The following is a 14,059-nucleotide window of genomic DNA, read 5'->3' on the forward strand; positions in this document are numbered from 1 at the left end:
CGGCTTCCTTATTTTTGTTCCGCAAACTCTGCCAGCAAAGGCCAACGCTTTAATGCGGCGGCGAGGTGCTCGCGTTGAGATATATCGGTGTAATCTATTTCAGGCAATGAAAAAGCCCGACTTAAAGCCAAAAAATCATTTTGGAAGGTATAACCAGGCGTTGTATCTGATGTTGTCCGGAGTTCATGTTCAGACATTTATTTTAACCCCTCAGCGGACATTGCGTGGTAAGCAATCGGAGATTTCTTTGACTTAAAAAGCCAAAAATCGAGCCCGGCATATAGTGACAGGGTGTCCGATCGGAAAATTCGTTTACATGCTAAGTCTGTTACTCTTTAATTTCAATGTTAGGTTTAATCTGAGCCTTTTGCTAGTAAACTAATAGATAGTCAAATTTGCACACGAGGGACACCGTGGACCCTGTCTTTTCACTCGGAATCCAGTCCTTATGGGACGAAGTCAGCCATATGCCGCTGGGCGGCGTGTGGTGGATGAATGTTGAACGTCGCGAGGATGCCGTCAGCCTGTTGAATCAGACGATTTCGGCACAGCCCTCTGATGCCAAAATTGCCGCCATTACAATGGGGGAGAAGCCGCACAAAATTGTAAAGCTCAATGCATCTCACGGTCCTGAAAAAATACGTCTGTTCAGCATGCCAAAAAATGAAAGTGGTCTATACTCGCTACGCCGGGATCTGCTTTGTTCATTAGACCCGGCAGGCTATTTATTTATCCTGCTGTGCACTGACAATGCCTGGCAGAATATCCCGCCAGAAAAAATCAAGAAATGGCTAAATAACGCCCAGCGATGGGCAAAATACTATCGCTGCACGTTACTCATTCTTAATCCAGGCAACAATACCGACGCACAGCTTTCACTTTTATTGGCGGAATATCAGTCTCTGGCCGGTCTGGCGAGTCTGCGATTCCAGGGTGACAGCCACCTCTTTGATATCGCCTTCTGGGCCAATGAAAAAGGAGTGAGCGCACGCCAGCAGCTGGAAATTAGCTACAAAGAACAGACCTGGCAACTGGCGGAGCAGGAAGAAGCCGTCGTCCAGCCGCGCAGTGATGAAAAAGACGTCCTCAGCACGAATAGTGCCCTCGAAGGTGCCCCGCCGCTGTCGGAATACTGGTCCGTGTATGATACCAATGACGCGGTCTTTAACGCCGCTCGCACGGCTCAGGCTGCCACGGTCGTCTTCTCCGTTGAGCAAACCAGTCAGATAGACCAGCTGGCGCATGACATACATACCCTCCGTCGCCAACGCGGTAGCGCCATGAAAATTGTGGTGCGTGAAATCACCGCCAGCCTTCGCGCTACCGATGAGCGTCTGCTGCTCGGCTGCGGAGCGAACCTGGTCATCCCCTGGAACGCGCCACTCTCCCGCTGCCTGACCTTAATTGAAAGCGTGCAGAAACAGCAGTTCCAGCGCCACGTACCTGAAGATATCAGTACCCTGCTCTCAATGACCCAGCCGCTGAAGCTGCGCGGCTATCAAAAATGGGACATCTTCTGCCAGGCCGTGCACAACATCATGAACAATCCGCTGCTGCCTGCCGATAATAAAGGCGTCATGGTGGCGCTGCGCCCGGTGCCGGGCTTGCGTGTCGAACAGGCGCTGACGCTCTGCCGTCCCAACCGTCTCGGCGATATCATGACCATTGGTGACAACCGGCTGGTGATGTTTTTGACCTTTTGCCGTATCAACGATCTCGACACGGCCCTGAACCATATTTTCCCGCTGCCGACGGGAGACATTTTCTCTAACCGCATGATTTGGTTTGAAGATAAACAGATTACCGCAGAGATCGTGCAGATGCGGGCGCTGACCGCAGAGCGCTGGAATGCGCCACTGTCTCTCACCACCGAAAAGAATACCGTGGTGAACGCCGTCCACGATGGCCGCAGCTGGCGTCGCTTCCCGGAGCCGCATCGTCTGACTGACGCGCAAGGAGAATCGCCTCAATGATGTCCATTGCCGATATTATTCAACTGGTTGTGCTGTGCGCTCTGATCTTTTTCCCGCTGGGATATATGGCGCGCCATTTCCTGCGCCGCATCGAGACAACCCTCCGGTTGATGTTTTTCAGACCCCGTTATGTCAAACCGGCAGGCATTCTGCGCCGGGAAGTAAACGTCAAGGCAAAACAAAACGATGACTAACCCAACTCAAACCGCCGTCTCTTCGTCGCCATTCTGGCAATACTGGCGCGGCCTTTCCGGCTGGAACTTCTACTTTCTGGCAAAGTTTGGCCTGCTGTGGGCTGGCTATCTTAATTTCCACGCCATGCAGAACCTGGTATTCATGGCATTCTTACTGGTGCCAATCCCTAACCGCAAACTGCACAAGCTACGTCACTGGATTGCCATCCCGATAGGCTTCGCCCTGTTCTGGCATGACACCTGGCTGCCCGGCCCGGAGAGTATTATGAGCCAGGGCTCCGAGGTGGCGGGCTTCAGCATGGGTTACCTCATCGACCTGGTGATGCGCTTTATCAACTGGCAGATGGTTGGGCTGTTCTTTGTTCTGCTGGTTGCCTGGCTGTTTTTATCTCAGTGGGTACGCGTCACGGTATTTACCGTCCTTATCATGGTCTGGCTGAACTTTATTACGCTTGTGGGCCCAAGCTTTACGCTTTTCCCCGGCGGTCAGCCAACAGGCACGGTAACCACCACAGGCGCAACCGCGGCAGCAACGGTGGCCACGGCTGATGCCAAACCGGTTGTGGGCGATATTCCGGCGCAAACGGCACCGCCGACCTCCGCCAACCTCAACGCCTGGCTGTCCAGCTTCTATGCGGCGGAGAAAAAGCGGCAGACCACCTTCCTGACCGAGTTACCTGCCGACGCCCAGCCGTTTGAGCTGCTGGTGATCAATATCTGCTCCCTCTCCTGGGACGACATTGAAGCCGCAGGCCTGGCGCAGCATCCTCTGTGGTCACACTTTGATATTGTGTTCAAAAACTTTAACTCGGCGACCTCTTATAGCGGCCCGGCGGCCATTCGTCTGCTGCGCGCCAGCTGCGGTCAGCCGTCACACACCGATCTCTATTCGCCAGCCAGCAAGCAGTGTTATTTGTTTGATAATCTCGCGGCGCTGGGCTTTAAAACGCAGCTGATGCTCGGCCACAACGGCGTGTTTGGCGATTTCCTGAAAGAGATGCGCAACTACGGCGATATGCAGGCTCCGCTGATGGACCAGAAGGGTTTACAGCAGAGTCTGGTCGCCTTCGATGGCTCGCCAGTGTATGACGATCTCGCCGTGTTGCGGCGCTGGAATGAGGGGGAGTTGAAGGAGCCAGGTACCCGTACGGCGACCTTCTACAACACCCTGCCGCTTCACGACGGTAACCACTTCGCCGGGCAGAGCAAAACTGCTGATTACAAGGTTCGTGCCCAGAAGATGTTCGATGAACTCGACACCTTCTTTACCGAGCTGGAAAAATCAGGCCGCAAGGTGATGGTAGTGATGGTGCCGGAGCACGGCGGTGCGCTGAAGGGCGATAAAATGCAGGTCTCCGGCCTGCGTGATATCCCAAGCCCCCACATCACCAACGTGCCAACGGCCATCAAGTTCTTCGGCATGAAGACGCCGCATCAGGGCGCGGCGATTGAAATCGATAAGCCAAGCAGCCTGCTGGCAGTGTCTGAACTGGTGTCCCGCGCACTCGACGGCAAGATGTTTACCGCCGACAGCGTGAACTGGGATGAATACACCAGCAACCTGCCGCAGACCGCGCCGGTATCCGAGAACTCCAACGCGGTGGTGATTCAGTATCAGGACAAACCGTATGTCCGCCTGAACGGCGGCGACTGGGTGCCTTATCCGCAGTAAACGCCTGATGTGAAAAACCCGCCTCGCAGGCGGGTTTTTTATTGTCAGCTATCTCACAAGCATCGCTACTTAGCGATATCCCGCTCGGCAAGCCAGGTCAGCATTTTCAGGCTGGCGGCGTAGTAATCATCTTGCGGGGTGATTTGCGGTTCTCCGGGGTTATCACCGAGAGTGAAATCCCTGACGGCCAGCAGGCCACTGTTCATCGGATAAGGCGAGGTTTCGTTGCTGAGCACGTTCACCCACGCCGGGGTTTGCGCACGCTGAGATTTCTGCCACCAGACTTTCCACGGCGTCAGCAGCGGGCTGTTCGGCTCATACCAGCGGATATAAAGCGGAATACGGATAGCGTCGTAGCTCATGCGCGGCTTCCATTCGTCAGCGGGCTTCATTTTGCCGTCAGCGCTCAGCGCCACCCAGTCCGTAGGAAGATTCGCATTGCCCCAGCCCATTTTGCCGACAAGCTTTTTGCCGTCGCGGATCAAATCTCGCCAGACGACCAGATGGCTGCGATCGGAGAACGCCTGCCAGGCAGGGAAGATAAAGTAGGAGGGATTGAGGTTAACGTGAGTATTCAGGTTGAATCCATGCGCACCCGGCAGCATCACCCGATAACCCGCATAGTTGATCACCGTATATTTCAGCAGCGAACGAGTGATCTCATCCGATGCCGTACCGTAGCTGTTATCCCGCCACTGTTTTTGCGCTTTCAGCAGCGCCCAGGCGATCATCATATCGCCATCAGTCGCATCGTTTTTATCGGCAACAGGGTTGGGCGCAACGGGGTTGTAGCGCCAGTAAAACAGCCCGTTATCCTTGTTTTTCAGCGTGGTATTGGTCCACTGCCAGAGCTTATCGAACGTCTGCCGGTCATCGAGGCTGACTGCCATCAGCATGGCGAAGCCCTGTCCTTCAGTATGGGAAATATTACCGTTGCCGGTGTCCACCACCCGCCCGTCGGGCTGCACAAAGCGGGATTTGTAGGTTTCCCATGCATCGGCGTGGGCAAACGAGGACATCAGCACCGTCATGGCAACAAGCATTCGCACCAGCATAGCGTCACTCTTTATAGAGGGTTATTCATGGATGATAGTAGCGGAACTGCACATCGGCGACGGACCAGACCCGTTCCCGCTGCAGCAGCACGTGCTCTCCACCACCCTGTGCCTGCAGCCATCGGGAGTATAATCCTTCGAGGATGGTACAAAATGCATTGCACCAGCGCATCTGCTGGTCGGCATCACGCCCCACCGGCAGAGCCTGGTGGCGAATCATGATCCCATTCTCACCGGCGTGCAGAGAGATAATGCCCCACTGGAACAGGGTAAGAAAACGGTTAATGTTACCTTCCAGCTCGCCAAGCGTGCCGGACTCCGGCAGTGGCCAGGCCTCAGCCAGCTTCTCGCCCATCTGGCGCAAAAAGGGCTGACTCTCCATCTCACCCGCGTTGCGAACCATGCCGTCTACCATAATGGTCAGCAGATCGAACCAGCCCGCAGGCGTTTGTTGCTGTTGAAACCACGCCAGTGCGGCAGAGGCGGTGTTGTCCGTCATTTTATTTGTCTCCCAACATGTAACGGAAGTAGAGCGCGGCGGTGCTTTCGTTGTAGCTCCCGAAGGTGTCATACCCCACCTGGCCGCCAATGGTCATCTGGTTGTTGACCTTATAATCGGCCCCCGCGCGAACGGTATAACCCACGCCGTTCTCGGTGGTGCCTTTGTAGTACGCCTCTTTTGCAAAGCCGTTCGCCACAGCCGTTTCAAGCTCTTGCTGCCAGCCGGACTGCGTCGGGAAGTACGGACTTTCGTCCTGGCTGTAGGACTGGTAGCCCACGGAGCCGCCAATTTTCATGGTCCAGCTGTCGTACTTCTGAGTCAGGTCTACCGGCAGCGACACGCTGACGTAGTTTTGCGGGCTGAAGTAGCCCCCCTGGCCGAAGGTGAACTGGCTTAAGTTCTTCGAGAAGTCCATGTAGCTCATGCTGAGCCCGGTTTGCAGCGTCTGGTACTCGTCGTGATACGGACGCAGATAGACCCCGGCATTGGCGTTAAAGCTGGTGTTGCTCTCCACGTTCTGACCAAGATAGCTGTAGCCGCCTGCGCCAACGTAGAACCCGGCATCACCGTCGTCGTAGCTCAGCTGGACGTCACCACCGTTTTTGGTCACCTGCCCCCAGGATTTGCCGGAATACTGATCCTTAAGGCCAACATAAGAGAGCAGGCTGTCGGTAATTGACCGACGTTCGCCGGTAAAGATCAGCGACAGATAGTTGGTCAGCTTCGGCGACCACTTCACGCCGCCGACAACCGTGTTGAGATCCTGCCCCAGCGGCGTGCTGCCGATATCCGCCTTATAGTTATCGCCGCTCAGCGCCATGTTCAGCTCGACGCCATTGGCCTTTTGCGAATCCGTAGAAACGTCACCCGGCTGGTTCACGTTCGGCTTCAGGTTCGATGCCGCCAGATAGGAGGCCACCTGGCCGCCGTCATACTGTCCAAGCTTCGCCAGATTCGCCTGACCATCGCTGGTGGTGGCGTTGAAGTCCGTCGGGTCGAGCGTGCCAAGGTCCACCAGCGCTGCCGCGCCCGGGTTGGCGGCAAGATAGGTCGCCCGCTCGGCAGCCGTCATATTGGCGATGGCTTTCTGCTCGGCGGTGGCCGTGGTGGTGATATTCGACACCGCGTTCGACAGCGGGTTAGCGCCGAAACGACGCCATGCATCACCCGACGCACTGCCCGCGCTCAGCGTGATTGGCGTGACGGTGAAGTCGAAACGCGAGTCACCAAACGGTGAGGAAGACCAGGTCAGCGGCGCTTTCATCTCTGTGAGCTTGCTGGTGCCCGATTCGCCATCGCGGCCGCGCACCTGCATGCCTGCCTGCAGCCAGGTGCCGGTCTTCTCTTCGAGCTGCTGCATCATGTTATCGACCTGACGCAGCGTACGGCTCTGCGCGGTATCCACCGGCAAATCAGTACGTTCGGTGCCCGGATATGCCGTGCCCGGATCGGCCGCCACCTGCCCGACCTGCCACGGCAGCGTCGTGCCGTAAGCAGAGGCGGTGCGCACAGGCGCTTGTGTTTTCGAGGTGCCGATAAACGGGTTGTCCGACATCAGCAGGCCGCCAACCGTAGGCGTTTGCGCGGTATTGCTGGAATCGAGGCCAATCAGCTTGCCACGTGCGCTACGCAGATAGGTCATCGCCTGCTGATGGTTGCCATTCGCCTCTTCGACACGCGCTAACAACAGAAGGCGGTCCGGGCTATTGTCGTTGCGCAGGCCCCGAGTCAGGTCGGCAGCGCGGTCGTTGTTCCCTTCAGCCAGCGCCACGTCGATCGCGCCCGCGCGGGCATCCTGCGACGGCGTGTCGCGGGTCATCAGGTAGTCATACACCACGCCTGCTTCTTTGTTCATTTTGCCGGTCTGATACAGACGCGCCATCGCGAACATCAGATCGGTGTTCTGTGGATCGTTTTGCAATGCGCCTATCAGCTTATCGTATGCGCCTGCATAGTTGCCCCGCTCGCGCAGGCGGTCGGCTTCATTGATCACGTAACCATTACGGATGCTGGCGAGCTGCGTCGGCGTGCTGCCTGCCTGAAGCGTTGGGTTCGACAGCAGGGTTTGCGCTTCGCGGGTCAGCCCGGCCTGATTCAGCACCGTTACCTGATCGGCGTAATCGCCAACGTTCCCCTGCACGCCCTGGCTGATGTTGTTGCGTACCAGCGCCACGGCGGTATTCATGTCGCCGCTGTCTGCCAGCAGTCTTGCCAGTTTACCCACGTCTGCCGGATCTTTCGGCGGCGTGGAGGAGAGCGCTTTCAGCGTGTTCGCGGCGGCAACGGTATTCCCCTGCGCAAGGTAACTCTGCGCGGTCGCCATTTGCAGGTTGTAGTTCACCCGCTGACGCAAATCACGCATCTGTGAAGTCTGTGCGGAGCCCGGAATACGCGAAAGCAGCGACTGCGACTGCTGCCATGCGCCTTGTTCGCTGGCAAACAGCGCGGCAGCGTAAAGCGAGTTATTGCTGGCGCCGGGACGATAGGCCGTCGCCATCACCGAGGCCGCTTCGCCACTGTTGCCTGATTTTTGCAGCATGCGCGCCAGGTCGAGGCGCATCCACGGGTCATCCGGATAGCGCGCCACGCCCTGCTGCAGCGTGGCAATCGCCTGCTGCGTATTGCCGTTAGCCGCCATCTGCTGCGCCTGACGACGCAGGCCGTCGCCCGGTACGCCGGTGACCACGCGCGGAGCCAGCTTCGCCTGCAGACTGGCGGGCAGCGTGCGCAGCACCGTCTGAGCTTCCGCCGTTTTATTCTGATCGCGCAGAACGTAGTAGAGGTTTTCCCTCGCGGAGGCGTTCTGCGGCTGTTCGTCCAGCAAACCACGCAGCGTCTGCTCGGCCTGAGAATAATCTTTGTTGTGACGCAGCACATCAGCACGGAACAGCTTCGCCGACGCGCCACGCGTGCCGTTCTGCTGGGCAAGCGGAGCCGAGAGCGCCAGCGCCTGGCTGACGTTGCCCTGCTTATAAGCAGACTGCGCCTGAGCCAGCTGACCGTAGAACTGCGCATCTGCCGCCTGTTCACGACGACTGGCCGAGGCATCGCCCCCTAAAGCCGCTGCACGGTTCAGATACTGCGCCGCAGCCTGATAATCGCCGCTACGCTGGGCGATGTAACCCATTCCGGCCAGCGCATCGGCGTCTTCCGGATTGGTCTGCAGGACCTGTTCGAACTGCTGTTTCGCGCCTGCGGTATTGCCGCTGTTCAGATCGGTGTAGCCCTGGCCTTTCGCCAGCCCGCCAACGTGTTCGCGGTAATAGGCCTGCACCGCACTGTCCTGCGGATGGCGCTGCATCCAGGTGTTGTAATACTGGTCATCGCCCGACTGCGGCCCGAGCCACAGCAGCGCCTGACGCAGCCCGGCATCGGCGTCTTTATTGCCGCCCGCCATTGGCTCCAGCATTTCAATCCCTTCCCGGCGCGAGTCTTCCCGCCAGGTCAGCACCTTGCCGAGCGCCACGCGGCTGGCGTTATCCTGCGGGTGCTGCGCAACATAGCTGCGCAGTTCGCCTAACGCCTGCGGATAGAGCGACTTATCGCTCGCCATGGTCATGTAATATTCCGCGGCCAGCGCCTGCGGCGGCTGATCGCCGCTGAACATACCGCGCCAGGTGGTAAGCGCCGCCGGAATGTTGCCGCTGCGCGCCTGCTGACGCGCCAGGTTCAGCTGCCCCTGCGGCACTTTCGACATCTTGCGGGCGTTATCCAGCTCCTGAAGGCTGTTATCACCCGGGGACGCCTTCGCCAGCCGCTCGCGCCACTGCGCAGAGGCCTGCATGTCGCCGCTTTGCTGATTCCATAGCGCCATCAGGTACAGCGCCTGGGTGTTGTTCGGGTCGACCATCAGCACTTTTTTCAGCGATTCCATCGCCAGATCGTCGTGCGATTTTTCGTGCCAGTACTGCGCCTGGTCGAACAGCGCTTTCAGTGCCGCGTCATTTCCTGCCGCCTGCGCGCTGTCCATAATGCCAAGCGCCATCACGCCGGAAAGGCACAGGCCGGAAAGCCTGGAGAGCTTAAAAGTCTTCATTGGGGTGGTTCTTCTCATTTATCTTCCCCCGGGTGCAGACGCTTGCGGGCGTGGCGTTTAAACATCGATGTTAAGGCAAGGCCAATCAGCGTGGTGGCAATAAGCCCCATGATCGCCAGCAGGCCGGAGTGCTGGTTGGCGTACCAGATAGCCATCATGTACCACGGCATTTGTCCACTCGGGAACTGGGTGCTGACGCGGAAGCTACGCACGCCGTTCTCGTTGGTGATGATCGAGGTGTCGCCCCTGATCCCGGCGTTGATACGCGGCGAGTTCAGGTCGTCATACAGGCGTGCCAGCTGATCGTCGTTGCTGCCGAAGGCCGCCACCACCAGCCTGTCGCTGTTCCACGGTGAGCGATAGCTAACAAACCCACGCCAGGCGCTGTTCGAAGAGAAATAGCGGTCGGCGTCCACGCCATCGGCTGTCCAGTCACCCACCATCCAGCGCTGAAGTTTTTGCCATGTCGTGGCCCCGCGAACGCCCAGGGTGTTGTCCGTCACCACGTATGGCGAATTAGCTAACAGGCCCTGGTTGAACGTTTTCTGATCGAGCCCGCTGACCGCCAGCACATCACGGTTTCGCAGGAACTCAAGGTTTGCGCCGCCGGATGGAATGCCCATGATCACTTTATTATTACCGAGCGTCGTCCCGGTGGCGTTACCTGAACGCGCCGCCATGTTCAGCATCGTCGCCACCTGCATTTCAGACGGCTTCTCCGGCAGCAGCAGCACGGTCTGCGAGTAGTCTGCCAGCCGCGTGAACGGGAAGGAGGCCCCGACAAAGTACGAAAGATTCGGCAGCAGCGAGAAGTGGCGCGTGTGGCTCAGATCAATCCACGAATCGTCGGTGATGCGGCTCTTGATGTTGTTGTTGAGCAGCACGCTGCACGGCGCGTTATCCTTCGGCACCACGTTGAAATAGAGCGACATCTGGTTGTCACCGTAAATCAGATACGGCTCCAGCGGGATGGTGAAGCGTTCCTGACGCGCGTCGCCACCGAGCTTGTGCCACAGCGATTCCAGCAGCCCCTGCTTGTTCATCGGCAGGTTGCGCAGGAAGGTGTTGTTGAGCGTCACGCTGAGCAGCGATTTTTGCTCATCAATCCAGCTTTCCGACGGGAAGCGATAGCCGATTTGCAGCGGTATGGTTTCGCCATCCCACAGATAGAGATCCGGTGCCGCACGGAACGCCACGCGCAGCGGTTCGTGCCATACGCCGCTCACCGTGGTGCTCTGATCTTTACGGATCAGATCGCTGATTTTTACCGGACGATCGGTGCGGATCCAGCGCGGGGCATCGTAGGCCTTGCTGACCGGGATCGCCTGTGGATCAACATCGCTGCTGGCGGTTTGCAGCGCAAAATTGCCCTTTGTCAGACGCCAGGCCGCCGCCCGCAGCGCAGTTTCATCCTTGCCAACAATCAGCAGCAGCTTGTAAACCGGGTTCGCCGGGTTCGGAATAATTTTCAGCAGCGGCTTACTGGTTTGCGGCAGCGTCAGGCCACCGACCTGCTCGCCCGGATGCCCAATCACGATACCGTGCTTGTCCGGCAGCCTGTCATGCAGCGACTCAAAGGAGATGCCACGGTAGTCAGCCTGAATCCCGAGCCACGAAGAAACCATCGCCGCCGCGCTGACGGTGTCTGCACTGACGCGCGCCGGGAAGCTCACGGAGACGCTGGCGGGTGCCATTTGCATGCTGTCAAAGAACGGACGCGGGAAGTGGCTCAGGTCGGAACCGATATCCAGCTGCTGGCCTTCCCAGTTAAAGCGGGAGGAAGGCATGATCACCACGCGATACTTATCCGTCAGGTCACGCAGACACTGCTGGGCATCGCCGTCGTTGATCTTAAAGCTCAGGTTGTTGCTCGACACCATCAGCGCCGCAGGGACGTCCAGCTGATAGTGAGAAATGTCGTTTTCCGCCGCGCCCAGCGGCACGGTGCCCAAAGCCTGGCCGTTCAGCATCAGCTGTAAAGTCGCGTTACGGGTCGCCATTTCAGGCGAGACTTTCACATCGAGATTGAGCTGTGCGGTGGTGACCACCTGATCGCCAGGCAACGTAAAATCGGCCCCGCCCTGGAGCTGACCGCCGCTGAGAATGATCCCTTCCGGCATCCCCATTTGCGACAGCGTCAGGCCGCTGACCATCGACGGCACCAGTCCGCCCAGGGAGGGCGTGGTGTCATCAGTCACCGGTGGCAGGACGGGCGGCGTGATTTCAGCTTCAGGCATACTCGCCGTCGTGCTGTGGCCTGGCGCAGCGCTTTCCGGGGAACTCTCTGCCGGTGCCGCTGCGGCAGGTTCAGGCGTCGCGCTGGCATCCGGTGCCGCTACGGCAGGTTCAGGCGCTGCGCTGTCTTCTGCCGCAGGCGTTACGCTATTAGCAGAGTCGTCAGTGACGGACGACGGGAAGCTTATCGTCGGTTCCGCATTCGGGGTTTCTTCCGCATTCAGGGAAGGCGCAAGCAAAGTGCCAATCATCAGTGCCAGCGTCGTCAATCGTTTCATACCCGGCCATCCTCTTTTGCCATCGCCGCACGCATCCGGCGATTCTCCTTCCGCGATTTCCAGGTCAGCCAGAACAGTTCAAACACGCAGCGCAGAATGGTTGCGAACGAGCGGAACGGATTATCCTGCGGACGCGGCGGCTGGATCCACGCATCAGCGCGAGAGAGCACCACGCGAACCAGCTCCCGACGGCGTGACAGCGGGATGTTTTCGTCGAACATCATGCGAATATAGCGATCGTCTGTGGCAATCATCTTCGCCGGAATGGAAATAGCGCCGGAGCCCAGGAGCAGCTCCACCTCTTCTATTTCATCATTCAGGTGGCGTTCATCCACCACTTCGATACGACAGCCACCCATCGACAGGTCTGCGGTTTTGCTGCGGGACACAATGCCGCTGGCGTAATGAATCAGTACCGGAATATCCACGTCGATACGGATAGTTTTTCGGGTTTGCTTGGTCTCGCGCGCAACAGCAATAGCCGCCAGCAGGAAGATCAGGCTGTATGCCCCCCAGCCCACGTTCAGTGCGATAACGCTGGGGTCTGAGCCAAAGTAGTCATGACCGACGGCCCTGACGATACCGGCAATCACCGCCGCGCCGAGCAGAAACGCCACCACCAGATGCGGACGTACCACGCCAAAGTCAAAGTAGCCGACGTCCAGCAGCTGGCCTTTATCCGTCACGTTGAACTTGCCGCGTTTCGGGAAAATCATGGTGATAATGGTCGGCAGCACCAGGTGGAAGGCCAGCACAATGTCGTAGATTTCCCCCCAGAAGCTGTAGCGATAGCGGCCGTTCATCCTTGAACCAACGTAAATGGCAAGGAACAGGTGCGGCAGCGCATAGGCGACGATCAGACTTGCGGACGAGTGAATGATATTGAGGTTAAAGAGCAGATACGCCAGCGGCGCGGTGACGAACACCACGCGCGGGAGCGCAAACTGGTAATACATCATGGCGCTGAGGTAGCACAGACGCTGCTGGAAGGTCAGCCCGCGGCCAAATAGCGGGTTATCCATGCGGAAAATCTGCGTCATGCCTCGCGCCCAGCGGGTACGCTGGATGACGTGCAGTACCAGACGTTCGGTTGCCAGGCCTGCCGCCAGCGGAATATCAATAAACGCCGACTTCCAGCCGAGACGCTGCATTTTCAGCGCCGTGTGCGCATCTTCGGTCACGGTTTCCACCGCGAAGCCGCCAATCTCTTCCAGCGCGCTGCGGCGAATGACCGCACAGGAGCCGCAGAAGAAAGTGGCGTTCCAGTTGTCGTTGCCGCGCTGAATCGGCCCGTAGAACAGCATCCCCTCGTTAGGGATATTGCGTCCGACGGACAGGTTACGTTCGAACGGGTCCGGGGAATAGAAATAGTGCGGCGTCTGCACCAGCGCCAGTTTTGGATCTTTCAGGAAGCCGCCTACCGTCGCCTGCAGGAAAATACGCGTCGCCACGTGGTCGCAGTCAAAGACGCAGATAAGCTCACCTTTGGTCAGCTTCATTGCATGGTTCAGGTTACCTGCTTTGGCGTGCTTGTTATCCGGACGCGTGATATAGCCAACACCGACATCTGCCGCGAACACGGCAAACTCGCTGCGCTTACCGTCATCCAGCAGGTAAATTTTGATTTTGTCTTTCGGGTAGTCGATGCACTGCGCCGCCAGCACGGTATCTCGCACCACTTCCAGCGGTTCGTTATAGCTCGGGATGTAGACGTCGACCGTTGGCCACAGCGACATATCCTCGGGAAGCGGCGTAATATCGCGCGTTAAGGGCCAGACGGTCTGCAAATAGTTCAGCAGCAGCATCACCCAGATATAGACTTCCGCCAGAAATAGCCCTATTCCCAGAATGGCTTCTATTTCAGAGTTAAAATGCAGGGTTTGCGTCAGGCGGAAATACATATATCGGGTGGACATCAATAATGACGTCACCACCATGATCACCGAAATGCTGCGATTTTTGCTGAACCCCATCAGGAACAGAATGCCAATACTGAGCATGCCGAAAATAAATTGTTTCTGGCTGTCCATGGGGGTGGCAATCACAAGCATTGCAACCGGTGCCAGCGCCAGTACCAGCAACCAGAAAAGTAACTTTTTCATAAGCGACCCTGA

Annotated in this window: 9 protein-coding genes; 3 read left to right on the top strand and 6 right to left on the bottom strand. The window is 57.9% G+C overall.

Annotation, left to right across the window (positions count from 1 at the left end; all coding sequences use genetic code 11):
• Positions 1-8 precede the first annotated feature (8 nt).
• A complete protein-coding gene (bcsR, locus tag CRO87_RS07380; RefSeq protein ID WP_097162297.1) occupies positions 9-197 on the bottom strand; it encodes a cellulose biosynthesis protein BcsR in 189 nt (62 codons plus the stop codon).
• Positions 198-413: 216 nt separating this feature from the next.
• Between bcsR and bcsE the strand changes: the two genes are divergently transcribed.
• The 3 genes from bcsE to bcsG are packed head-to-tail and all read left to right on the top strand — an operon-like array spanning position 414 to position 3,839.
• Positions 414-1,973 carry a cellulose biosynthesis c-di-GMP-binding protein BcsE gene (gene bcsE / locus CRO87_RS07385; protein WP_097162298.1) on the top strand — a complete coding sequence of 520 codons (1,560 nt, stop codon included), beginning with the start codon at positions 414-416 and terminating at the stop codon, positions 1,971-1,973.
• On the top strand, positions 1,970-2,167 hold the full coding sequence (gene bcsF / locus CRO87_RS07390) for a cellulose biosynthesis protein BcsF (RefSeq protein WP_097162299.1): 198 nt from the start codon (positions 1,970-1,972) through the stop codon (positions 2,165-2,167). The genes bcsE and bcsF overlap by 4 nt, the downstream gene beginning before the upstream one ends.
• The gene (gene bcsG, locus CRO87_RS07395; RefSeq protein ID WP_097162300.1) at positions 2,160-3,839 is read left to right on the top strand and encodes a cellulose biosynthesis protein BcsG; all 1,680 of its coding nucleotides are present in this window, start codon (positions 2,160-2,162) and stop codon (positions 3,837-3,839) included. Before bcsF ends, bcsG begins: the two co-directional genes overlap by 8 nt.
• 65 nt (positions 3,840-3,904) lie before the next feature.
• On the opposite strand, the gene CRO87_RS07400 is transcribed toward bcsG, so the two are convergent.
• The 5 genes from CRO87_RS07400 to bcsA are packed head-to-tail and all read right to left on the bottom strand — an operon-like array spanning position 3,905 to position 14,047.
• A complete protein-coding gene (locus CRO87_RS07400; RefSeq protein ID WP_097162301.1) occupies positions 3,905-4,894 on the bottom strand; it encodes a glycosyl hydrolase family 8 in 990 nt (329 codons plus the stop codon).
• Positions 4,895-4,919: 25 nt separating this feature from the next.
• On the bottom strand, positions 4,920-5,393 hold the full coding sequence (gene bcsD / locus CRO87_RS07405) for a cellulose biosynthesis protein BcsD (RefSeq protein WP_097162302.1): 474 nt from the start codon (positions 5,391-5,393) through the stop codon (positions 4,920-4,922).
• Between the two features lies 1 nt (position 5,394).
• Positions 5,395-9,450 (bottom strand): cellulose biosynthesis protein BcsC, encoded by a 4,056-nt coding sequence (locus CRO87_RS07410; RefSeq protein WP_176504276.1) that lies wholly within the window; start codon positions 9,448-9,450, stop codon positions 5,395-5,397.
• Positions 9,447-11,945: a cellulose biosynthesis cyclic di-GMP-binding regulatory protein BcsB gene (gene bcsB, locus CRO87_RS07415; RefSeq protein WP_097162304.1), complete on the bottom strand. Its 2,499-nt coding sequence runs from the start codon at positions 11,943-11,945 to the stop codon at positions 9,447-9,449. The genes CRO87_RS07410 and bcsB overlap by 4 nt, the downstream gene beginning before the upstream one ends.
• Complete coding sequence (gene bcsA / locus CRO87_RS07420; protein ID WP_097162305.1) at positions 11,942-14,047, bottom strand: UDP-forming cellulose synthase catalytic subunit; 2,106 nt, start codon at positions 14,045-14,047, stop codon at positions 11,942-11,944. Before bcsA ends, bcsB begins: the two co-directional genes overlap by 4 nt.
• Positions 14,048-14,059 lie beyond the last annotated feature (12 nt).

Origin of the sequence: Enterobacter sp. CC120223-11 (assembly GCF_900215375.1) — a bacterium.
GTDB lineage: Bacteria > Pseudomonadota > Gammaproteobacteria > Enterobacterales > Enterobacteriaceae > Scandinavium.